This window comes from Shinella sp. M31 (genome assembly GCF_049199205.1).
GTDB lineage: Bacteria > Pseudomonadota > Alphaproteobacteria > Rhizobiales > Rhizobiaceae > Shinella.
The window spans coordinates 48,133-68,993 of sequence record NZ_JBLZPH010000047.1 but is presented as its reverse complement, the minus strand read 5'-3'; the positions used below and the strand labels follow the sequence as shown (position 1 = coordinate 68,993).

The 20,861-nt window shown below is 63.8% G+C and carries 19 protein-coding genes and 1 pseudogene; 14 read left to right on the top strand and 6 right to left on the bottom strand.

All coding sequences use genetic code 11. From position 1 onward, the window contains the following. The first annotated feature begins 245 nt into the window (after positions 1-245). The 4 genes from ACOZKU_RS07245 (at position 246) to ACOZKU_RS07230 (ending at position 4,903) form a co-directional block, all read left to right on the top strand. On the top strand, positions 246-893 hold the full coding sequence (locus tag ACOZKU_RS07245) for a LuxR C-terminal-related transcriptional regulator (RefSeq protein WP_421578289.1): 648 nt from the start codon (positions 246-248) through the stop codon (positions 891-893). A gap of 103 nt (positions 894-996) precedes the next feature. After that, entirely contained in the window at positions 997-2,373 is a 1,377-nt protein-coding gene (locus tag ACOZKU_RS07240; RefSeq protein ID WP_421578288.1) for a glutamate-1-semialdehyde 2,1-aminomutase, read from the top strand. Between the two features lie 130 nt (positions 2,374-2,503). Further along, complete coding sequence (locus ACOZKU_RS07235; protein ID WP_421578287.1) at positions 2,504-3,574, top strand: NAD-dependent epimerase/dehydratase family protein; 1,071 nt, start codon at positions 2,504-2,506, stop codon at positions 3,572-3,574. A 9-nt stretch (positions 3,575-3,583) separates the two neighbouring features. Next, the gene (locus ACOZKU_RS07230) at positions 3,584-4,903 is read left to right on the top strand and encodes a DUF4910 domain-containing protein (protein WP_421578286.1); all 1,320 of its coding nucleotides are present in this window, start codon (positions 3,584-3,586) and stop codon (positions 4,901-4,903) included. Here the strand turns inward: ACOZKU_RS07230 and rfbC are convergent. Further along, positions 4,894-5,439, bottom strand: coding sequence for a dTDP-4-dehydrorhamnose 3,5-epimerase (gene rfbC / locus ACOZKU_RS07225; RefSeq protein WP_421578285.1), 546 nt, complete (start codon positions 5,437-5,439; stop codon positions 4,894-4,896). The two genes, ACOZKU_RS07230 and rfbC, sit on opposite strands and share 10 nt — an antisense overlap. A 291-nt stretch (positions 5,440-5,730) precedes the next feature. Here rfbC and ACOZKU_RS07220 point away from each other — a divergent pair, with 291 nt between their 5' ends. The 6 genes from ACOZKU_RS07220 to ACOZKU_RS07195 all read left to right on the top strand — a co-directional run bounded on the left by ACOZKU_RS07220 (position 5,731) and on the right by ACOZKU_RS07195 (position 12,179). Next, positions 5,731-7,026 (top strand): methyltransferase domain-containing protein, encoded by a 1,296-nt coding sequence (locus ACOZKU_RS07220; RefSeq protein WP_421578284.1) that lies wholly within the window; start codon positions 5,731-5,733, stop codon positions 7,024-7,026. Beyond that, entirely contained in the window at positions 7,023-7,835 is an 813-nt protein-coding gene (locus tag ACOZKU_RS07215) for a glucose-1-phosphate cytidylyltransferase (RefSeq protein ID WP_421578283.1), read from the top strand. The genes ACOZKU_RS07220 and ACOZKU_RS07215 overlap by 4 nt, the downstream gene beginning before the upstream one ends. Further along, on the top strand, positions 7,832-8,485 hold the full coding sequence (locus tag ACOZKU_RS07210) for a PIG-L deacetylase family protein (RefSeq protein WP_421578282.1): 654 nt from the start codon (positions 7,832-7,834) through the stop codon (positions 8,483-8,485). The genes ACOZKU_RS07215 and ACOZKU_RS07210 overlap by 4 nt, the downstream gene beginning before the upstream one ends. A 67-nt stretch (positions 8,486-8,552) precedes the next feature. Continuing rightward, a complete protein-coding gene (locus ACOZKU_RS07205; protein WP_421578281.1) occupies positions 8,553-9,371 on the top strand; it encodes a LuxR C-terminal-related transcriptional regulator in 819 nt (272 codons plus the stop codon). A 27-nt stretch (positions 9,372-9,398) separates the two neighbouring features. Beyond that, a complete protein-coding gene (locus tag ACOZKU_RS07200) occupies positions 9,399-10,922 on the top strand; it encodes a GumC family protein (RefSeq protein ID WP_421578280.1) in 1,524 nt (507 codons plus the stop codon). Between the two features lie 12 nt (positions 10,923-10,934). Beyond that, a complete protein-coding gene (locus ACOZKU_RS07195) occupies positions 10,935-12,179 on the top strand; it encodes a polysaccharide biosynthesis/export family protein (protein WP_421578279.1) in 1,245 nt (414 codons plus the stop codon). 4 nt (positions 12,180-12,183) lie between these two features. Here the strand turns inward: ACOZKU_RS07195 and ACOZKU_RS07190 are convergent, their stop codons facing one another. The 3 genes from ACOZKU_RS07190 to ACOZKU_RS07180 form a co-directional block, all read right to left on the bottom strand. Further along, positions 12,184-13,155 carry a glycosyltransferase family 2 protein gene (locus ACOZKU_RS07190; protein WP_421578278.1) on the bottom strand — a complete coding sequence of 324 codons (972 nt, stop codon included), beginning with the start codon at positions 13,153-13,155 and terminating at the stop codon, positions 12,184-12,186. A 3-nt stretch (positions 13,156-13,158) separates the two neighbouring features. Next, a complete protein-coding gene (locus ACOZKU_RS07185; RefSeq protein WP_421578277.1) occupies positions 13,159-14,634 on the bottom strand; it encodes an oligosaccharide flippase family protein in 1,476 nt (491 codons plus the stop codon). Positions 14,635-14,746: 112 nt separating this feature from the next. Beyond that, complete coding sequence (locus ACOZKU_RS07180) at positions 14,747-15,982, bottom strand: polysaccharide pyruvyl transferase family protein (protein WP_421578276.1); 1,236 nt, start codon at positions 15,980-15,982, stop codon at positions 14,747-14,749. A 218-nt stretch (positions 15,983-16,200) separates the two neighbouring features. On the opposite strand from ACOZKU_RS07180, the gene ACOZKU_RS07175 reads away from it, so the two are divergent. The 3 genes and pseudogenes from ACOZKU_RS07175 to ACOZKU_RS07165 form a co-directional block, all read left to right on the top strand. After that, a complete protein-coding gene (locus ACOZKU_RS07175; RefSeq protein WP_421578275.1) occupies positions 16,201-17,400 on the top strand; it encodes a glycosyltransferase family 4 protein in 1,200 nt (399 codons plus the stop codon). A gap of 30 nt (positions 17,401-17,430) precedes the next feature. Beyond that, positions 17,431-18,762 (top strand): DUF4038 domain-containing protein, encoded by a 1,332-nt coding sequence (locus ACOZKU_RS07170; protein ID WP_421578274.1) that lies wholly within the window; start codon positions 17,431-17,433, stop codon positions 18,760-18,762. Positions 18,763-18,951: 189 nt separating this feature from the next. After that, positions 18,952-19,355, top strand: a pseudogene (locus ACOZKU_RS07165) (transposase); the annotation flags it as partial. Positions 19,356-19,362: 7 nt separating this feature from the next. Here ACOZKU_RS07165 and ACOZKU_RS07160 read toward each other — a convergent pair. Both ACOZKU_RS07160 and ACOZKU_RS07155 read right to left on the bottom strand, forming a co-directional pair. Beyond that, positions 19,363-19,650 carry a hypothetical protein gene (locus ACOZKU_RS07160; RefSeq protein WP_421578273.1) on the bottom strand — a complete coding sequence of 96 codons (288 nt, stop codon included), beginning with the start codon at positions 19,648-19,650 and terminating at the stop codon, positions 19,363-19,365. Positions 19,651-19,730: 80 nt separating this feature from the next. After that, positions 19,731-20,012, bottom strand: coding sequence for a hypothetical protein (locus ACOZKU_RS07155; protein ID WP_421578272.1), 282 nt, complete (start codon positions 20,010-20,012; stop codon positions 19,731-19,733). Between the two features lie 583 nt (positions 20,013-20,595). Between ACOZKU_RS07155 and ACOZKU_RS07150 the strand changes: the two genes are divergently transcribed. Then, positions 20,596-20,847 carry a DUF1488 family protein gene (locus ACOZKU_RS07150; RefSeq protein ID WP_421578271.1) on the top strand — a complete coding sequence of 84 codons (252 nt, stop codon included), beginning with the start codon at positions 20,596-20,598 and terminating at the stop codon, positions 20,845-20,847. Positions 20,848-20,861 lie beyond the last annotated feature (14 nt).

Here is a 20,861-nt window from a genome sequence, read left to right as displayed (position 1 = left end):
AAAAGTATCGATTGCAAAAATGACTGTTATTTTTGAACTCTCTATAATTGATACCGTGATGTGAAGTATTTTTATGCGGAAGTATTCGTTTCGGCGGAAATACGCTTTCTTGTTGTGAATCGTCAATTCTAGGGATTCCTGCTGTGGTTGAGGTCAGAGGAATAAATGGGTTGAGCCATGGGAAGGTCTTGAACGGGACCGCGCGGCTGCCGGCTTTCAAACGCGTCAATCCGGCGAAGACTGCCTTGGCAAATACGCGGGTCCTGGACATGATCGACGAACGGACACTCGATCGCGAGTGCCTTTCTCAAAGCCTTGTGTCGCACGGCCTCGACATGACGATCGTGCTCTTCAACTCCATTGACGCCTGGATGTCGAAATATGCCGAGGCATCGAGCGGTGTGCTGATCAATGTCGGCAGCCGCGACTGCACCGAGCCGCGCATCGAAAACGACATCCGCATGCTCGTTTCGCGGTTCCCGGATCTGCCGGTCATCATCCTTTCCGACAACCATGACCTGCGGCAGGTCCTCACGGCGCTGGATTTTGGCGTCAGGGGGTTCATTCCCTCGGCCGTGGGCATTTCCGTCTGCGTGAAAGCAATCTCGCTGGCGCTTTCCGGCGGCGTTTTCATTTCGACGGAGAGCTTGCCCGAACTGCGCAGGCTGATGTCGGCCGCCGACCAGCAGGAGCGCAAGCGAGCCGAAATCTTCACCTGCCGGGAAGAGGACGTCATCGCGATGCTCAAGCTCGGCAAGGCCAACAAGATCATCGCTTACGAGCTCGACCTGCGCGAAAGCACGGTCAAGGTTCACATCCGCAACATCATGAAGAAGCTCAAGGTCCGCAACCGGACGGAAGTGATCTTCAAGCTCAACGACCTCTACGACTGACCCCCTACGCCTATCGGTCATACTCCATCCACCAAGAGCGCGGATGCGCGCGCCGCGGAGCGGGCGATAGTGCCCAAAAGGCCGGAATGCAGAGGAGATTGCGATGGACGCCTTCATTCAGGACTTCGAGAACTCCGACAGGCTGCGCCGGCGTGCGCACCAGATCATCCCGGGCGGCGCGCATACCTATGCCAAGGGCGACGACCAATATCCGGTCCTGTCGCCGGGCTTCATCGTCAATGGCTACGGCTGTCATGTGTGGGACGTCGACGGCAATGCCTATATCGAATACGGCATGGGCAACCGGTCGGTCGGTCTCGGACACGCCTATCGTCATGTCGTGGAGGCCGTCGCGCGCCAGCTGGAATTCGGTTGCAACTTCACGCGGCCCGCGCGCATCGAGATCGAATGCGCCGCGACCTTCCTCCAGATGGTTGCGGGCGCCGACATGGTCAAGTTCTGCAAGGACGGCTCGGACGCGACCTCGGCGGCGGTGCGTCTTGCGCGGGCGGCGACGGGCAGGGACCTTGTCGCGCGCTGCCGGGACCACCCGTTTTTTTCGACCGATGATTGGTTCATCGGCACCACCGAGATGAATGCCGGCATTCCCGAGGCTGTCCGCGACCTGACACTTGGCTTCCGTTACAACGACCTCGACGACGCGCGCGATCTCTTCGCCCGCCATCCGGGAAGGATCGCCGCCCTCATTCTCGAGGCCTCGCGCGGGGACGAGCCGGCTGAGGGCTATCTGCAGGATTTGCAGGCGCTTTGCCACCGCAACGGCGCGCTGTTCATTCTCGACGAGATGATTACCGGCTTCCGCTGGGCGCGGGGCGGCGCGCAGGACTATTACGGGCTGCGGCCGGACCTCTCGTGCTTCGGCAAGGCGCTCGGCAACGGCTTCGCCATCTCGGCGCTCGCTGGCAAGCGTGAATTCATGGCGCTCGGCGGCATCGAGCAGACCGAGAAGCCCCGCGTCTTCCTGCTGTCGACCACCCATGGCGCCGAAACCCATGCCATGGCGGCGGCGATCGCGACCATGCATGTCTATGCGCAGGAGCCGGTCATCCCGCATCTGCGTAGCCAGGGGCTAAGGCTCAAGGCCGGCATCGAGCAGGCGATCGCCCGGCACGGCCTCCAGCGCTTCGTCGGTGTCACGGGCCATCCCGCCTGCCTCTCCTATTTCGCGAAGGACAGGACCGGCACGCCCTCGCAGGCGTTCCGGACGCTGCTATTGCAGGAAACCATCCGCCGCGGCGTGCTCGCGCCGTCGCTCGTGGTGAGCTACACGCACGGCAACGACGAGATCGACCAGACGGTGGAGGCCTTCGACGGCGCGCTCGGCGTCTATCGCCTCGCCCTCGACCGCGGCATCGAGTCCTACCTGGTCGGACGCCCCTCCGGCGTCGTCTTCCGCCGCTACAACACCGCGCCCGAGCCTTGCACCGGCGAGCCGGTGGCGAAGGCGAAGACCGCCTGACCTGTCCGAAAGCGGTAGGGCGGGCCGTCGATACGCCTTTCGGGTAAGTGCCGCCGTCTTTGTCGTCAATCGTGGTCCGCCCTGCCGCGCCGTAGCATCTCTTTCAGCAACGAAGCCGGGAGATGCGGACATGAAGGTGCTTGTGACGGGACACCAGGGTTATATCGGCGCCGTGATGGTGCCGATCCTCCTTCGGGCTGGGCATGAGGTGCACGGTTACGACAGCAAGCTTTACCGGCGCTGCGCCTATGCGCCGGGCGGGCCGATGACCGAGGTTCCCTCAAACCTGAAGGATGTCAGGGACATCACGCCCCAGGACCTCGAAGGCTTCGATGCCGTCATCCATCTCGCGGCGCTGTCGAACGATCCGCTGAGCAATCTCGATCCCGACGTCACCTACGACATCAACCACAAGGGTAGCGTGCGCGTCGCGCGGGCGGCGAAGGAGGCGGGCGTCGCCCGCTTCCTCTTCGCCTCCTCCTGCAGCAACTATGGCCTCGCCGGCGAAGACCTCGTCGCCGAGGACGCGCCGCTCAATCCGGTATCGGCCTATGGCCGCTCCAAGGTGATGGCGGAAGCCGATATTGCCGGGCTGGCGGATGCCGGCTTCTGCCCGGTGTTCCTGCGGCCGGCGACGGCCTACGGCCTGTCGCCCATGTTGCGCTTCGACATCGTGCTGAACAACCTTGTCGCCTGGGCCGTCACGCGGGGCGTCATCCTCTTGAAGTCGGACGGTACGCCCTGGCGGCCGATCGTCCATGTCGCGGACATTTCCGGCGCCTTCCTGGCAGCCCTCGAAGCGCCGTCGGAAGCGGTCTTCGCCGAGGCGTTCAATGTCGGCCGCACGGAACACAACTACCAGGTCCGCGACATCGCCGACGTCGTGGCGCGCACCGTGCCGGGCTGCCGGCTGGAATATGCCAGCGAGGCCGGGCCGGATGCGCGCTCCTACCGCGTCGATTTCGGCAAGATCGCGCGGGTCCTGCCGGCCTTCCGCCCGAAATGGGATGTGGTGGCCGGGGCCGAGCAGCTCCATGACGCCTATCGCGGCGCCGGCCTCACGCTTCAAGAATTCGAAGGCCCACGCTACCAGCGCATCGGCCATATTCGCGCGCTTCTCGCCAGCAACACGATCGATCGGAGTCTCAGATGGCGCCCGGCGGCCAAGGCTCCGGCGGATCTGCTGGCGGCGCGCGCCTGAGGGGTGGTGATGAACGAGGCGGCCCGGATTTATCCATCGGTGGGCGGCGCGGCCGACATCGGCGACGAACTCCACGCGCTCGTCTCCCGGCTCTTTCCGATCGGCCGCAGCATCACGGGCGAAGGCGTGCGCCGCACGCTCGCGATCCTGTCGGATGCTATCGACCTCGCGGTCCGCGAGGTGCCCACGGGCACGGAGATCTTCGACTGGACGGTGCCGCAGGAGTGGACGGTGCGCGATGCCTATGTCCGTGCGGCGAATGGTAAGGTTGTGGTCGATCTCGCCGCATCCAACCTGCATCTCGTCGGCTACAGCGAGCCGGTGGCGCGCCGCATGCCGCTTTCCGAGCTTCGCAGCCATATCCATACGCTGCCGGACCAGCCGGACCTCATTCCCTACCGGACCAGTTACTACAGCCGGAGCTGGGGATTCTGCATGGCGCACCACGATTATCTGGCACTGGAAGAGGGGGACTACGACGTCTTCATCGACACGACGCTCGCCGACGGCGCGCTCAGCTATGGCGAGGTCTTCCTGCCGGGCGAAACCGAGCGCGAGGTGCTGCTGACCGCCCATATCTGCCACCCGTCACTCGCCAACGACAATTGTTCCGGTCTTGCGGTGCTCGCGCTCGTCGCCAGGGCGCTTGGCCGGCGCCGCAACCGGTTCGGCTACCGTTTCCTCTTCGCGCCGGGCACGATCGGCGCGCTCTGCTGGCTTGCCGGCAACGAAGAGCGGCTTTCGAGCATCGACCACGGCCTCGTCGTCTCCTGTGTCGGCGACGGCGGCGGACCGGTCTACAAGCGCAGCCGCCGCGGTGACGCGACGATCGACCGAGCCATGGAGGCCGTCCGGTGTGACGGCCGCAAGGTGACGATGCTCGATTTCAGCCCCTTCGGCTATGACGAGCGGCAATTCTGCTCGCCGGGCTTCGACCTGCCGGTCGGCCTGCTCCAGCGCAGCGCCTTCGGCACCTTTACCGAATACCATACCTCTGCGGATAATCTCGATTTCGTGCGGCCGGAGCATCTTGCCTCCTCCTTTCGCATGATCATGGACATCGTCGATGTAATCGAAACCGATCGGGTGCCCCTGAATCTCTCGCCGAAGGGGGAGCCGCAGCTCGGGCGGCGGGGGCTCTACTCGGCGACCGGCGGCCACAAGACGACGTCGGATATCACCATGGCCTATCTCTGGGTGCTGAACCTTGCCGACGGCAGCCATTCCCTGCTCGATATCGCCCGCCGCTCCGGCCTGCCGTTCTCGGCTATCGCCGCCGCCGCGACGCGGCTTGAGGGTTGCGGGCTGCTCGGCGACGCTCAGGCGTAATGATCGGATTCCGCAAGCAGCGGCCAATTCCCATCCTTTTCCGACATCACGGCCGGTTTTGCCGGCCAGTCTATCGCAAGGGCGGGATCGTCGTATCGCGCACCGGCAGCGGACGCCGGATGGTAGCGCGCGGATATGAGGTAGCCGACGACGGCATCCTCCGTCAGCGACAGGAAACCGTGGGCGAAGCCTTCCGGAATATAGAGCTGGCGCATGTTGTCGGCGCTGAGTTCCGCCGCCGTCCAGCGGCAATAGCTGCGCGACTGCGGGCGCAGATCGACCGCCACGTCCCAGATCGCCCCCTTCAGGCAGGACACCAGCTTCACCTCCTGGTGCGGCGCGCGCTGGAAATGCAGGCCGCGAAGCGTGTGCTTCTCGACCGAGCGGGAAAGGCTGTGCTGGACGAAACGATGCTCGAGGGCCAGCGCCTCCATCTCGTCAATGCAGAAGGTCCTGGCGAAGGAGCCCCGCTCGTCTGTTATCGGCGACGCTTCGATCAGCCACACGCCGTCGAGATCGGTCCTGTTGAACAGCATCGGTTTGCCCTTTCCTGCCTTGCCCCGATCCTGACGGATGCAACCCGTCTGCCAAGTGCGGTTTCCGGCGTATTGCAAAGACCGGGGCGGTAGGATGGTGAACGTTCGCTTACGCGCGTTTCATAGAGCTACGCCTTTCGGACAGGTTCGGTGTTCGCAAGGTAGTATGGCAGGCTTCGTATTCCGCGCCTAATCTGGCACCCACGTCGAGAAACGGTCCCTTTACGGATAGGCTATCTTCCATCGCCTCCTCCTTCGGTTTGGACCGGGTATCTCCTTGGAGGCGTTGCCATGAGTTTTCAGGCCAGCCATTCGCTTGCACAATCTCACAGTCTCTCGCTCAGGCCGGCCTGCCGGCTGTGCGGCAGAACCTTGAAGCATACCGTCGTCGATCTCGGCATGTCGCCGCCGTGCGAAAGCTTCCGCCAGGAAAGCGAACTCGGCCTGATGGAGGCATATTATCCATTGCATGTGCGCGTGTGCGAAGAGTGCATGCTGGTGCAGCTGGAGGAATATGTCAGCCGGGAGAGCATTTTCGAGGAGTATGCCTACTTCTCCTCTTACTCCACGAGTTGGGTGGCGCATGCGGAGCGCTACTGCGACCGCATGATCGATCGCTTTGCGCTCAATGCGCGCAGCTTCGTCGTCGAGATCGCCAGCAATGACGGCTATCTCCTGCAGCACTTCGTGGCGCGGGACATTCCGGTGCTCGGTATCGAGCCGGCGATCAATGTCGCCGAGGTAGCGATCGCCCGCAACATACCGACAAAGACCGCCTTCTTCGGCAAGCGTTTGGCCAGCGACATGGCGGCAGCCGGCCAGAAGGCCGACCTGATCGTCGCCAACAACGTGCTGGCGCAGGTGCCCGACCTCAACGATTTCGTGGGCGGCATCAAGCGCATCCTCAAGCCCGAGGGTGTCGTGACGCTGGAGTTTCCCCATGTCGCGACGCTGATCGCGCAAAACCAGTTCGATACGATCTACCACGAGCACTTCTCGTATTTTTCCCTGTTCACGGTGCAGGTCGCCGCCCGGCTGCACGGCCTGGAAATCTTCGACGTCGAGGAACTGCCCACCCATGGAGGGTCGCTACGCGTCTATCTCGGCCATGCCGGACGCTCGGGCGTGATTAGTCCTGATGTCGCGGCTCTGCTGGAGCGGGAACGCCGGTCCGGTCTGCACGGCGTGGAGGCCTATACGTCGTTTGCCGCGCGCGCGCGCCAGGCCAAGCGCAACCTCCTCTATTTCCTCATCAGCGTGAAGGAGCGGGGGGCGAGCATCTGCGGCTACGGCGCGCCCGGCAAGGGCAACACGCTTTTGAACTATTGCGGGATCGGCACGGATTTCCTCGATTTCACCGTGGACCGCAATCCCTACAAGCACGGCCGGTTCACGCCGGGCATGCACATCCCGATTCTGCCCGTCGAGGCGATCGATCGCCACCGGCCGGATTACATCCTGATCCTGCCCTGGAACCTCAAGGCCGAGATCGTTGCCCAGATGCGCCATGTCGGCGAATGGGGTGCCAAGTTCGTCGTTCCCATTCCCGAGGTCGCCATCCTCGATCCGCTGGAGGATCTGTCATGAAGGTCGTGCTCTTCTGCGGTGGGCGGGGAACGCGCATCCGCGAATATTCGGAAGCCGTGCCCAAGCCCATGATCCCGCTCGGCGCGCAGCCGATCCTGCGGCATGTCATGCAGTACTACGCCTCCTACGGCCACGACGACTTCACGCTCTGCCTGGGCTACAAGGCCAATGTCATCAAGGACTTCTTCCTGAACTGCCGGCCGCAGACATTCTCGGATTGCATCGTGTCGGGCGAGGGGCGGGTCGAACTGCTCGGCGAGGCGCAGGAGCATTGGCGCATCGCGCTGATCGATACCGGCATCTGGCGCAATATCGGCGAACGGCTGTGGGCCGTGCGTGAACATGTGAGGGGAGAGCGCATCTTCCTCGCCAATTACAGTGACGGCCTGACCGACGTCGACCTCGACGACATGGTCGCCCGCTTCGAGGCGAGCGGCAAGCTCGCGTGCTTCCTCGCGGTGCGGCCGCCGCTCACCTACCATCTCGCCGATATCGACGATGCGGGCCGGGTGCGTGAATTCCGCTCGTCGGACACGTCGGAGATCTGGATCAACGGCGGCTATTTCCTGATGCGCAACGAGATCTTCGACTACATGCGCGAGGGCGAGGAGCTGGTTCTCGAACCCTTCGAGCGGCTGATCAAGGACGACATGCTGATGGCCTACAAGCACGAAGGCTTCTGGCGCTCCATGGACACGTTGCGCGACTGGCAGGTGCTGGAGGAAATGGTCGAGCGCGGCGAGATGCCGTGGGTCCGCCAGACGGAGGGAGAGCGCATATCCAGGCTGCGCAGGGTCGGCCGGCCATGAAAACGCTGCCCCTTGCTTCCACCGGGCATCGGTTGCGGGTCCTCTGCCTCGGCGCGCATGCCGACGATATCGAGATCGGCGCGGGCGGCACGATCCTTGGCCTGATCGCGGCCGGCGTGGAACTGGAGGTCCATTGGTGCGTCATGAGCGCGACGCCGGAGCGGGCTGCCGAGACGCGCCGGGCTGCCGCCGCCTTCCTCGCCGGTGCCGTGTCCACCACGGTCGAGGTCTGCGGGTTCGAGGACAGCTACTTCCCGAGCCAGAGCCGCGAGATAAAGACGTTCATGCTGGCATTGCGTGATAGGGTCGAGCCGGACATCATCTTCACCCACAGCCGCCGCGATGCCCATCAGGATCATCGAGAGCTAAATAAGCTGACGACGAATATATTCCGGGACCACTTCGTCCTAGAATATGAAATCCCGAAATGGGATGGAGACATCACGGAGCGCAATGCCTACGTGCCTCTGCCCCCGGGTGTCATCGATCGCAAGATCGATCTGCTCATGGAGCATTTTGCGACGCAACGGTCCAAGGACTGGTTCCACGCGGATGTCTTCCGGGGATTGGCCCGCATGCGCGGCATGGAGTGCCGATCGCCTTCGCTTTTCGCGGAGGCTTTCACGGTGCGCAAGATGGCCCTCGCATAGGGCAGACAGCACGGATCGACGCAGACCCAGACTCGTAATTCTGACCAGGAAATTAGTGAGGGGTACCATGGCGAGAGACGATGAAGCGGATTTCGACGAGGAGTCGATCGATATTTTCCGGACAAGGAATTCGATCGGCAGCGACCCGCGCGTCGAGTCCAGGGAGTACATCGACCGGCAGCAGCCTCAGCAATATGCCGCAAGCGACTATGCCGCAAGCGACTATGTCGCGATCTTCGACAAGCGGAACCTCGACCGGGAATGTCTCGCCAACAGCCTGCATTCGCATCGGATCGGCATCAGCGTCTTCACCTTTTCAGGGCTCGCCGCCTGGCAGCAGAGCAAGGCAAGCCTCGGCACCCTTCGCGCCAGCCTCGTCAACATCGGCAGCAGGAATGTCTCCGACCCGGACCTCAGGGACGAGATCACGCAACTCCTGACGACGCTGGAGCCGGTGCCGGTCGTGGTGCTCTCGGACAACCAGACGCTCGACCATGTGCTCGAGGTCATCGACCTCGGCGTCCACGGCTTCATTCCGAGTTCCGTCGATATCGACATCTGCATCGAGGCCATCGGGCTCGCCATCGCCGGCGGACAGTTCGTTCCGGCCAGCAGCGTGCTTGCGATGCGCGGCCTTCTCGGCAGCTATCCGCAAAAGGTCTGCGGCCGATCCGCCTTCACGGTGCGCCAGGCTGCCGTCGCCGAGGCGCTGCGCCGGGGCAAGGCGAACAAGATCATCGCCCGCGAACTCAACCTCTGTGAAAGCACGGTGAAGGTTCACATCCGCAACATCATGAAGAAGCTCGGCGCGACCAACCGCACGGAGGTCGCCTGCAAGGTCGGCGAGATCATGTCCGACGAGACCTATCAGAACAGCCGGGCGTGACCCGGCTCCCATAACAGGAATTCAGCCATGATCTGGTCAGAGAAACCGGCCGCCCCGGAGGAGTTCGTCCTTCCCCGGGTCCTTACCGTCATTGTCGAACGCCGGTGGCCCATCCTCGCCTGTCTCGTCGCGGGCGTGGCGATCGCGGCGGTCGGCTATCTCGACCAGCCGTCGCGCTACAATGCGGAGGCGGTGCTGGCGCTGGACATGCGCAAGTTCCAGGCCTTGCCGACGGAATCCGTCGTTTCGCCGCTGCCGCAGGAAAGCCCGGTGCTGCGCACCGAGGTCGATATCATCAGCTCCCGATCCATGGCCGAGAGGGTTCTGGCCGATCTGCAGGCGGAGGGTATCGATGCCGCCAAGGGCTTCGGCCTGACGGCGGAAAACGGGGCCGGCCAGGCGGCGCTGTCCGACCGTATGAACCGCGCCGGCATCGATCGCCGCGTCCTGCTCGACAACCTCATCTCCGGCGTCCGCGTCACCAATGACGGCCGTTCCTACACGATCTATGTCGCCTTCAGCGGCATGGAGCCCGAATTCACGGCCGCAGTCGCCAATGCCTATGCCGAGGCCTACATCAACTATCAGGTCGATGTGCAGACGACGGCGACGCGGCGGGTCAGCGACTGGCTCGGAACGCGCCTCGTCAGCCTGCGCAGCGAACTGGAGCGCTCGGAACATGCGGCGACTTTGTTCCGCGAGAACTCCGGTATCGCCAAGTCGAACGGCACGACCCTGCTGTCCCAGCAGATCGCCGGCCTGAACACCGAGCTGGCACGGCTGAGGGCCCAGCTTGCGGGATCGGTCGCGCGTCTCGCGACGGCCGTCGACATGTCGGATGGAAAAACCGGCCTTGCCCTTCCGGAGGTCCTGAATTCAGTGGCGATCCAGCAGTTGCGTACCGAGGAAGCCCGTCTCAAGCGCCAGCTTGCCGCGATCAGCGAAAGCGGCGCGGTCAAGAACCCGCAAATTCCGGAACTGACCTCGCAACTGGAGACGATCCAGGCGCAGATCGGCGCGGAGGTAGAACAGATCGTCGATAGCCTGCGTACGGAAATCGAGATCACGCGACGCCAGAAGACCGGTCTCGAGGCGAGCTTGAAACAGTTGCAGGCGGAGATGTCGAACGCCAACGAGGCGATCGTGCAGGCCGACCAGCTCGACCGCGAGGCCAGTGCAAACCGGGCGATCTACGAGAGCTATCTCACGCGCTACAAGCAGACGATCGAGCAGGACGGCATCGCGATGGCGGAGGCGCGCATCATCTCGCGCGCGGTGCCGTCCGGATCGCCATCCAGCCCAAGCGCCTCCGCCTGGCTCATAGGCGGGCTGGTGTTCGGCCTCGCGGCCGGTGCGGTTGCGGCGCTGCTTCTCGAATTGCGCGCCAGCTTCCAGCGCCGTCCCCATCCGGGCGAAAGCCGTGCCGTCGTCCCGCACGATCTTGGAATGCCGGAACGTCGTCCCTTCATCGCCGACTATCCCGGCCCGGCGTCCGAGGTCAGGAAACGTATGGAAACGCCTGTCGACAGGCCCTCTATCGTCGGGATGTAAGGTAAAAGCACCATGGCACGCATCCAAGCCAATCATCAGGCCCAGCGGCGTATTCTACGCCCAGCCGTTTTTGCCTGCCTCCTGCTCCTGGCGGCTTCGGTTGCGCCGGCAAGCGCCCAGAACCAGGGCTACACGGTGGCCAGCGGCGACGTGTTGCGCGTCACGGTCTATGGCGATCCGGGATTGAGCGGGTCCTTTCCCATCGGCACGGACGGTACGATCGGCTATCCGCTGCTCGGAAACGTCGCCGTAACAGGCAAGGGCGTCGACGAGGTTCGACAAGCCATCGATGCCGGGCTGAAGGAGCATATCGCCAACCTGTCGGTCGCGGTCGTCGTGGAAGCCTATGCGCCGGTCTTCGTCGTGGGCGAAGTCCAGAAGCCCGGGCGCTACGAGTTCCGTCCCGGCATGATCGCGCTCGAGCTTTTCGCGCTGGGCGGCGGGCAGAAAGAGGTGTTGGCGCAGGGCGACAATGCCGGCATGCGGCTTGCCGGACTGCGCCAGGACTATGCCGATCTCGGCGTGCAGCTTCTCGGGCAGGACGTGAAACGGGTTCGCCTCGAGGCGGAGCTGAACGGCCAGCCCTTCACCTATCTGCCGAGCGAGGAGATCGGCACTCCGGACCCGCGCATCGTGCGCCAGGTCGTGGATGCCGAGCGCACGCTGTTCGAGCTTCGCCGCGTGACGCTCGACGCCGAGCTGAAGAGCCTGGAGCAGCAGAAGCTCGGCTATCTCGACGAGATCGACACGCTGGAGAAGAGCGGCAAGCTGCGCGACGGCGAGCTCACCTTGCTGGACGAGGACGTGAAGCTCGCCCAGAGCATGGTGGAGCGCGGTTTGACGCCGAAGACGCAGCTGCGCGACAAGCAGCGGGAGATATCGGCGACCAACCGCGACGTGCTGGAATTCGGCTCCTTCCTCGCCCGCGCCCGGCAGAACCTGACGGTGATTGATGGCCGTCTCAAGTCGCTGCGCGGGCAGCGCCGCGGCGAGGTCGCGGCGGAGCTGCGCGAATTGAACATCGATATCCTGCGTCTTCGCCGAAAGATGACCTACAGCCTGCAGGCGATGGCCGAGGCCGGCATCGCCTTTGACAAGAAGGACGGAACGCGGCAGGCGGCCTACCGCTTCTCCGCTGTGCGGCTGGTCGATGGAAAGTACAGCGAAGTCACGGTCGGCCAGACCGATCCGGTGCGCGCCGGCGACATCCTGCGGGTGAGCCTTGTCCTTGATGAAGGCGACGTTGCGGAACGCTGAGGCCCTATCGCAGAACCTTGGAGAGAAGGGAGCGCATGCGCGGTACCGTGTCGGGCCGGTGCAGCAGATAGCCGAGCGGCGGCAGTACGGCGGTCGCCGGCGCCATGCGGAAGGCGAGCATCAGCAGCTTCCACGCCTGCCTGTTTCCCCGCAGCGCATGCGACACCGCCGACCAGTAGGCGCGCTCGGCAATGCCGCGCCGGGCGCGGCGGCGCAACGTCTCCGCCCCGTCGAGCCATCGTCCCTCATGGTGGAAGAAGCTTTCGGCCGCATCCGCCGTATGGCGAATGTGCAGGATCTGGTGCGCCCACAGGTCCGTCGACCGGTTCGCATCATGCGAACGGATGCCCGCCTGGATGCAATCCAGTTCGGCGACGGTTCCGTGCAGGGCAAGCCGCAGCCAGAGTTCGTAATCGTCGCTGTGCGGCAGTGCCGGCCGATAGTGGCCGGCGCGCTTCTGCACGCTCGTGCGCACGACGATGGACGGTCCCGGAATCTGGAAGACGCCGAGGCGGCAGAAACGCTCGATGAAGGCCCGCCCCGTCATCAGCGTGACCGGCGGGTCTCCGGGCTGCGCTTCGATGTCGGGGATCGGCACGTCGCCCCGGATCGCCACGTCGCGGCCGTAGGAAAAGGCGATGCCGCGATCCCGTTCCATGACGGATGTCGCCCGGCGCAGCGCGCCCGGCACCAGGAAATCGTCGGCGAAGAGCAGGAGAAAGTAATCGGCCCGCGCCCAGTCGATCCCCGCATTGAAGGAGGCATGCGGCCCGAGGTTTTCCGGCCGCAGCAGCAACTCCACCCGCGTGTCGCAAAAGGCGAGGCGCTCGGCGACCGCGACGCTGTCGTCCGTCGAGGCATTGTCGACGATCAGGACGCGCACATCGTGCATGTCCTGCGATAGCACGCTTTTCACGCAGGCGTCGAGATAACGGCCGTAATTGTAGTTCGGAATGACGACGTCGACGCTCGGCATGGCTCAGGCTCCCGATGTGACGAGAAACCGGCGCAGGCGGCGGGCATGGTCGCGGCCGGCGGCGAGCAGGATGTGCAGTTCGGCGAGGAACGGGTGGCGCGTGGCGAGCAGCCCGATCAGCCAGCCGATGCCGGCAAGGAGGATCGCGGCGCAAAAGCCGGGCAGGCCCGCATCCTGCTGCCCGGGCAGTGCCATAAGCACGACCGGCCCTGCCAGCGAGAAACCGGTGACGACGGCGCTCGGCATCAGTGCTGTGAGGAGGCCAAGCAGGGAAAAGCGAACGTGGCGATGCACGAAGATAAGCGCGACCAGCATCTGAAGGGGAAGCGAGACGAACTGGCTGAGCGCCATGGCCATCACACCGTAGAGACTGGCAGCGCAGAGAATGCCGGCCGCAAGGCAGCGCGAGATCAGGCTTGCCAGGAACACGTCCCGGTTCCGGCCGAGCGCCAGGAGAAGCGGCCCCGTCACGATGACGGGCAGCCAGAAGACGGCGGCAAGCGCCAGCACGCGCACGACCGGCACGGCCTCTGCCCATTGCGGGCCGAGCACGATGCCCACGATCGACGGTGCGAGAAGGGAGATCAGCGCCGCACCCGGCCAGTAGAGAACCGACAGATAGGCGAGCACGCCGAGATAGGTCTTCTCGATATCGTGCCCCTCCCGCACGCGACTTGCCAGCGCCGGGAAGGCCATGCTGTGGAAGGCCGACATGATGATGCGGTCGGGTATGCCGCACAGGGCATTCGACCGGTTGTAGAGCGCGACCGAGGTCATCGAGGCGATCCGGCCGAGGATCAACTGCGGCACGGTCTCGTGGATGCGCTCCACCACGAGTGCTGCCCCCTTGAACAGGCCGAAGGCCAGCACCTCGCGCCAGCGCGCAAGGCCGGGGCGGAAAATCGCCGCTGCGGGAAACGGCGAACAGGCAACGGCCAGCATCGTGAGCGTGAGCGACCCCGCAAGCATGCCCCATGCGAAGCTGACGGGACCGAAGCCGAGGATGGCGAGCGCGATCGTTACAAGCGCGGTCGTCAGCGAAACCGCCGTGCGGATGCAGGCGAGCGCGCCAAAACCCATCTCGCGTCGGAGCAGGGCGATGACGGGCTGGGCGAACGCCTCGGCGAGCCCCGCCGCCGCTGCGAGCAAAAGGAAGAAGGAGAGGTCCGGCGCGGCATAGAAGCGGGCAACGAGGCTCGACAGGGCGACGAGGGACGCCGCGATCACCACGCTTACGGCGACCTGAAGCGTCAGCGCGGTGCGCAGCGCCTCGGCATCGACGGTGCTGCGCTGGATGAGAAATTCCGGCGTGACGAATTCGCGGGCGGAAAAGGCGACCACGGCGATCGCGAGACCCGTCACCGCCTCGCCGATTTCGCCCGGCGTCAGGATGTGGGCCATGATCACCAGCACCGTGAAATTGATGAGCAGCGCGAAATACTGCTCCAGCGATGCCATAACATAAGCGCGTCGGACCATGCTGCTCACGCTTTCCGGAAAGGGCTGGGGGCTTCTGGTTTCTGGGGCATGGGCTTCACTCCGCCGGTTGCAACGAGGATAGGCGCATGGGGGACGGTGGCCACTTGTCCATTCAGCGTAGGGCATCCTGTGCAAGGGGTAGGGTTTTCGCGCTGCGAGCGACCAGCACCTGTGCGAGAAGCAGATCCTGCTGCCGGACAAGCTCCGAGCGGATCGCCGCGTTGCGCCGGGCAATTGCGTTTTCGGCTGCGGCGAGGTCGGTGAGCACACTGTCCACCTGCCGCAGGACCTCACCGACATCGAAGGTCTCGATATGCTGGCAGAAATCGGCCCGGCCGAATTCGGTCATCAGCTCGTCGTTTTTTTCCGCATAGCCGAGCGACAGCGCCGGCCGGTCGAGCTTGAGGGTGCAGAGCAGGTTGTGAAAGCGTGAGACGATGGCGATATCGACCTTCAGGATCTCATCCATGACCGCATGCAGCGAGACGGTGCGGGCAGCCGAAAGGTGGCCGTAGGCCCCGTTTTCCGGGAGTGCGGCAAGGATATCGTCAAGAGCCTGCTCGTCGGATGTGTCGCCCATAAAGAGGCGCACGTCATGCCCGTCGTCGAGCAGCCGGCGCGCGATCGCCGTGATCTTGTCCACATAGGTGCGGTAGATGGCGTCGCCATTCGCATGGTCGCGCTCCCAGCCCCGATAGCGCATGACGCCGATGCCGATCGTCGCGGGTTTTTGCCGCCGCTGCTTGTCGTCGGAGCGGACGGGCTCGCGCAATCCGAAGGCGAGGTCGGGGAAGCGGTGGTCCGAAGCGGTATCGATGCCCAGGCCCTGGACGTAACGGAGCGAGAAGTCGTCACGATAGGAGCGATAGCTGGCCATTCGCGCCGCGGATGTGAGGAACCATCGGCTGAGCGCGCCGCGGATCGGGCCGGCGCCGATGCTGACGAAGGCGATGCGGGCGCCGCGCAGCCGCGCGGCAAGGCACCACCAATAGATGATGAACGGCCAGCCGAACGGCGTTTCCTGGAAATCGTCGAGGATGCCCGTCCCGGGGATGACCATCACGTCCACGCCGCCGAGCACCCGCAGGATCGAGACCAGGCCGGTGAGCCGCCCGTGGATCCGTCCGAGCCTCCCATCGAACCAGCGCAGCAACGGGTGGACGAAGGCCGCGCCGCGAAGGCCGGTCACCTCAAGCGCGAAGCGCTCGCCGATCGCCACGGGATTGGAGCAGATGCACAACAGGGCCGCATCGGGGCACGCACGGCGCAGGAAGACGAGCATCGCTTCCAGCGAGCCGTCATTTCCCGAGTTTCCGGACCCGAACTGCCCGAGCAAGGCGATCTTCATGGAATGTCCACCGCTGTCGATTGGGATCTGAAGGGATTGCCAAAGCGGCCGCACTATCGCGCCGTGACGCGGTGCGGAAAACGCGGATATTCGGCGACCGGGCTTCCGCCGAAAGCGGTAGGGAGCCGGCCGCCTCCTGCGAAGGGCCGCTTGCGTCTTCCAAGGCCCAACTTCCGCGACCGCCCATCCGGTTGGACAAGGGAGGCAGAGGGCCGCCCATGAAGATCGCCTATTTCGTCCTGCCGCATCTCGGCGGCACCTATACCGTGTTCCGGCACCTGCGCGCCGGCCTGGCGCCTGATGGCATCGAGCTTTGTTGGCTCGGCCTGACGCCCGCCGGGCAAGGCCTTCCCGCCGGAATGGAGCGGGAAGCCGCGTTCGGCACGCTCGTCGAGGCAACCGCTTCGGACGATGGCAAGGGCAACGCCCGCCTTATGGAGCGGGCAATCCTGGCCGGTGGGTTCGACGGCGTCGTCGTCAACGTGCTCAGCGACCGGGTGCAGACCAATATCGTGCGCTATCTTCCCGCCGATCTCACGCGCCTGATGGTCGTGCACAACATCACGCCGGGGACCTATGCGGCGGCGGAGGCGATCCGACCATACGTGCATGCCACGGTCTGCGTCTCGGAGCGTTGCCGCGACGACCTCGTGAAACGCCATTATTTCCCCGTCGGGCGCACCTTCGTCATTGCTAACGCCGTTTCCCTGGAGGCCTTTCCCGCAACCGACCGGCCGCCGCGGCCGGTCGGGCAAGGGCTTCGCCTCCTGTTCCTCGGGCGGATCGAGGACGCCTCGAAAGGGGTCCTGTGGCTGCCCGATATCCTGAAGCGGCTGCCTGCGTCGTCGACATTGACGATCGCCGGCGACGGTCCGGATATCAAGCGGCTGAAGGCCGCCGTGCCGGGGGTGTCGCCGCGCGTCGTCTATGCCGGGGCCGTCGCGGCGGATGCCGTGCCGGCGCTGCTGGCCGCCCACGACATCTTCCTCATGCCGTCCCGCTACGAGGGCCTGCCGATGGCGCTGGTGGAGGCCATGGCCGCCGGATGCGTGCCTGTCGCCTCGGCGCTTCGCGGCGTCACGGATATGATCGTGGAGAATGGAAGCGACGGACTACTCTTTCCGGTCGGCGACACGGCAAGGGCCGCCGCTTTCGTCCGTGCGCTGGACAAGGATCGCGCGCAGCTTCACGGCCTTTCGCTCGGCGCGCGCCGCAAGGTCGCGGGTGCCTTCACGGTGGAGCGCATGGCGGCGCAATATGCGGCGGTACTGCGCGATATCGCGGTAAACCCGCCGCCGCTCGCAGCCCCTCTTGCGTTGGACGGCTGGTCGATGCCGCGCGGCCTGCGGGCCGGCCTGCGCACCTTCCTGCCACGGCCCCTGAAGAATTGGCTGCGGGGCGTTCGGGAGCGGCTTTGAACCGCGGTGCCGGCCAAAGGAGCGGACACGATGAGAACCATTGCCTTTTCCGCGCGGATGTGCCTCGTGCTGCTTGCCCTGGTGGCCGGCCACGCCGCGCCCGCCGGCGCCGAGGTACGCTTTCCGCTGCGCATCGCCGCCGCAGGCACCTATCTGGAGGACGCGGCGGGAAAACCCTTCCTGATCACCGGCGATGCGGCCTGGTCGCTGATCTCGGACCTGCCGGCGGAAGATGCGGATCTCTACATCGCCGATCGCAAGGCGCGCGGTTTCAACACCATACTGGTCTCGCTGATCGAGCATGAATTTGCCCGCAACGCGCCGAACAATGCCGCGGATATCCCCCCGTTCCTGGTGCCCGGCGATTTTACGCGGCCGAACGATCGCTATTTCGCCGATGCCGAACATGTGCTCGACGCCGCATTTCGGGCAGGCATGCTGGTCCTGCTGGCGCCCGCCTATGCCGGCGCGAACGGCGGGTCGCAGGGCTGGTATGCCGAGATGGCGGCCGCCGGTCCCGATGCGTTGCGCGCCTACGGGCGCTATGTCGGCAAACGCTATGCCCGCTATCCCAATATCGTCTGGGTGCAAGGCGGCGATTACGATCCGCCGGACCGCGCGCTGGTCGAGGCGCTGGCGGAAGGCATCGCGGAGGGTGCTCCCGGCGCGATGCAGACCGTGCACGGCAACCGCGACACGGCGACTGCCGCCTATTGGCCCGATGCCGGATGGCTGGCGCTCGATACGGTCTATACCTATGAGGATGTCGCCGCCGCCGTGCAGGCGCGCTATCGCGCCGGCCCGCATCGGCCCTTCTTCCTGATCGAAGCGCGCTACGAAGGCGAGCACGGGGTGGAGGCGGCCGAGATCCGCAAGATCGCCTATGGCGCCCTCCTGTCGGGCGCGAGCGGCCAGGTCTTCGGCAACAATCCCGTCTGGCATTTCGGCGGCCCCGCGCTCTACGACACGCCCGCGGGGTGGCGTGAGGCGCTTTCCAGCCGGGGGGCTGAGAGCATCAGCCATCTGGCGAGCCTGTTCGCACGTTTCGACTGGTGGAAGTTGAAGCCCGATGACGGGCAGCTCGTGCGCCATATCGAGGGCACACCATCTGCTTTTGCCATAGCGGCCGTTGCAGCGGACGGGACCTTTGTCGCCGTCTATACCGACGGCGTGGCTTTGTTCGAGCTCGATCTGTCCGGTCTCACCGCCTCGGCCGGAGCCATCGAATGGTATGACCCATCGACCGGAACGATGGTACTGTCGGATCGGGACGTCGGACACCGACAGCTGGTGGTTCCAGCGCGGAGGAACGCAGCAGATGCCGGAGATTGGTTTGCGATCATACGAGCAAGGAACGAATAAATTACCGCCGCATCCGCGTTATACTCGACCGGCAGGCCAAGCCGAAGACCATATGAATGTTGCAGACATAAGAATGCTTCGGGATACTCTGTAGCGGTCGGGCTATCAGCTTGCGGAGGGTGGAGCGGAGACGAAGCCCCGTCTCGCTGCTGGCCAGCCGCGCTTGATGCCCATACACGCAGCTTGGCGGTTGCTGAGATCTGCCGGAAGATAGGGATCAGCCAAGCGACCTGTATTCAACTTGAAGAAAAATACGCCGGTATGTTGCCGCCGGCGATGAAGAAGCTGAAGCAGCTTGAGGACGAGAATGCGCGACTGAAGAAGATCGCGGCGGACCTGACGCTGGACCGCGGGATGTTCCAGGATGTCATCCGCCGAAACCGCTGAGGCCTGCTCGCAAGCGTGAGGTGGCAAAGGGCTTGTGCCGGGATTGGATGATCTTGATCCGGCGTGCCTGGGGAGCGTTGAACTTCGATCGATCAGGCCGGACTGGAACGTCGTAGTCGGGAGATCTGTGAGACCCGTATCGCTATGGCTATCAACACGCGCATGTACTGCTGGAACGCGAGGGGTGGCGCACCAACATCAAGCGGCCCTGTCTTATCGGGTGGCTGGCGCGCTGGCCTTCGGGAGTTTCACATCGCGCGCCAATGCCTCATCAATTTCCACCGCCGACACCTGCAAAAACTGCCGCTTGGCAATCTTCACCGCGATTGCGGGAATCTCGAGATGGGTACCCACTCGCCGGTATGACGTGAAGCTCAGACCTTCGATCAGTTCCTCGTCCACAACGAGACGGTAGGTGCCGGCTTCCAGCGGCCCGACCAGGGAATTGAGGTTAAACGGATGCATGAAGGTGATTTCGGTTTCTGTGGTTCTTTCAGTCATTTCCGTTGCTTTCCAATTTGCGCCAGACTTGGCGAATGCGCTCTGCCTGTCCTCGCGCGGGGGCCCGCAGGCTTGCATGCCTATCCCGGGCGATTTGGGCTCACCGAGCCGCCCTCATTTTCCCAGACGTCGAGACCGATGTTGCGGTTCTTGCGTCGGGAGGCCAGAGAAAGAGGATATTTATCGGTGCTGATCATCGCCGCCTTTATCAGGCGCACGAGATGACGGACTTCTCCATTCTCCACGCCAGACTTGGCGAGAAGGTTCCGGGTCTCGTAGCCTGCGTCCTTGAGGATTTGTCGCAGAGCGGTTTGCTGACGGTTTCTATCCGTCAAGGCGCCTTTGAAGACTTGGATCACCATACCCATCCTTCAATCAGGATGTAGAGGATCATCGCGAGACTCGCCGCGGATAGTGCGTATCCGATCAGGTCTGCGAAACGAGGCTTGTTCTGGTGGCGGAAGATGGAAGACATGATGTCCTCCTTGCTTTGGGGCCAGGGTAATCAACCCTCAAACAGCAGCGCCCGTAAGATGGCTGCTGGAGCAATTACAATGAACCGCCTCCGCTGTATTGGCAAGAAATCAATTGCGTTCGTTTGGAGGCATCCGATGATGCTGTGGCGGTCCAGCGATAGGTTGTTTTGCTAAGCCAATGAAAATACGGAGGGATTTTGGTTTCACCCAGTGTTTCAAGCGGGAGGGAAACTTGGATAAAGTTCTGATCGCTTTGTTTATCTCAAAATAAAAATCAGAATTCTCATTTTCATGCTATGATCAGTTCAGATTTAAATCTCCGTTATCGGCAAAGTTTTTATGGAAAATTGAGTCGTTATACGGAAATATCCTATTTTTTTCTTTTTGAATCTGGCGAGGTTTCTCGCAGGTCGGCGTCGAAATCTTTATATTGAAGAGAGGCGTCATTCATGTATCGCAAGGATTTCCCATGAGTCTCAGTTTTCCAAACCAAAGCCGAAGCTATGATGAGGCCGGCAAACGAATCCGCTTCGTTGGTCATGACGGCATGTTTGAGATATCGTTCTTTGCGGGGTCGGACCTGTTTCCGGGAGTGACGTCGGAAGCCGGTTATCTCAAGGCTTTCGACGATGCTCGTGTCTCTGTCTACAACGCGGCGCGGCGCGCCTATTCCGGCGCTCGCAGGCCGATCTACGTCCTGACGCGCGCCGATTTCGGTTGATCCGCAGGATGCGC

Coding starts and splice junctions, on each gene's coding strand:
- ACOZKU_RS07235 (WP_421578287.1), top strand. CDS start 2,504: ATGAAGGTGCTTGTGACGGGACACCAGGGTTATATCGGCGCCGTGATG.
- ACOZKU_RS07150 (WP_421578271.1), top strand. CDS start 20,596: ATGAGTCTCAGTTTTCCAAACCAAAGCCGAAGCTATGATGAGGCCGGC.
- ACOZKU_RS07195 (WP_421578279.1), top strand. CDS start 10,935: ATGGCACGCATCCAAGCCAATCATCAGGCCCAGCGGCGTATTCTACGC.
- ACOZKU_RS07155 (WP_421578272.1), bottom strand. CDS start 20,012: ATGGTGATCCAAGTCTTCAAAGGCGCCTTGACGGATAGAAACCGTCAG.
- ACOZKU_RS07180 (WP_421578276.1), bottom strand. CDS start 15,982: ATGAAGATCGCCTTGCTCGGGCAGTTCGGGTCCGGAAACTCGGGAAAT.
- ACOZKU_RS07220 (WP_421578284.1), top strand. CDS start 5,731: ATGAGTTTTCAGGCCAGCCATTCGCTTGCACAATCTCACAGTCTCTCG.
- ACOZKU_RS07215 (WP_421578283.1), top strand. CDS start 7,023: ATGAAGGTCGTGCTCTTCTGCGGTGGGCGGGGAACGCGCATCCGCGAA.
- ACOZKU_RS07160 (WP_421578273.1), bottom strand. CDS start 19,650: ATGACTGAAAGAACCACAGAAACCGAAATCACCTTCATGCATCCGTTT.
- ACOZKU_RS07240 (WP_421578288.1), top strand. CDS start 997: ATGGACGCCTTCATTCAGGACTTCGAGAACTCCGACAGGCTGCGCCGG.
- ACOZKU_RS07230 (WP_421578286.1), top strand. CDS start 3,584: ATGAACGAGGCGGCCCGGATTTATCCATCGGTGGGCGGCGCGGCCGAC.
- ACOZKU_RS07200 (WP_421578280.1), top strand. CDS start 9,399: ATGATCTGGTCAGAGAAACCGGCCGCCCCGGAGGAGTTCGTCCTTCCC.
- ACOZKU_RS07205 (WP_421578281.1), top strand. CDS start 8,553: ATGGCGAGAGACGATGAAGCGGATTTCGACGAGGAGTCGATCGATATT.
- ACOZKU_RS07185 (WP_421578277.1), bottom strand. CDS start 14,634: ATGGTCCGACGCGCTTATGTTATGGCATCGCTGGAGCAGTATTTCGCG.
- ACOZKU_RS07210 (WP_421578282.1), top strand. CDS start 7,832: ATGAAAACGCTGCCCCTTGCTTCCACCGGGCATCGGTTGCGGGTCCTC.
- ACOZKU_RS07175 (WP_421578275.1), top strand. CDS start 16,201: ATGAAGATCGCCTATTTCGTCCTGCCGCATCTCGGCGGCACCTATACC.
- ACOZKU_RS07190 (WP_421578278.1), bottom strand. CDS start 13,155: ATGCCGAGCGTCGACGTCGTCATTCCGAACTACAATTACGGCCGTTAT.
- ACOZKU_RS07170 (WP_421578274.1), top strand. CDS start 17,431: ATGAGAACCATTGCCTTTTCCGCGCGGATGTGCCTCGTGCTGCTTGCC.
- rfbC (WP_421578285.1), bottom strand. CDS start 5,439: ATGCTGTTCAACAGGACCGATCTCGACGGCGTGTGGCTGATCGAAGCG.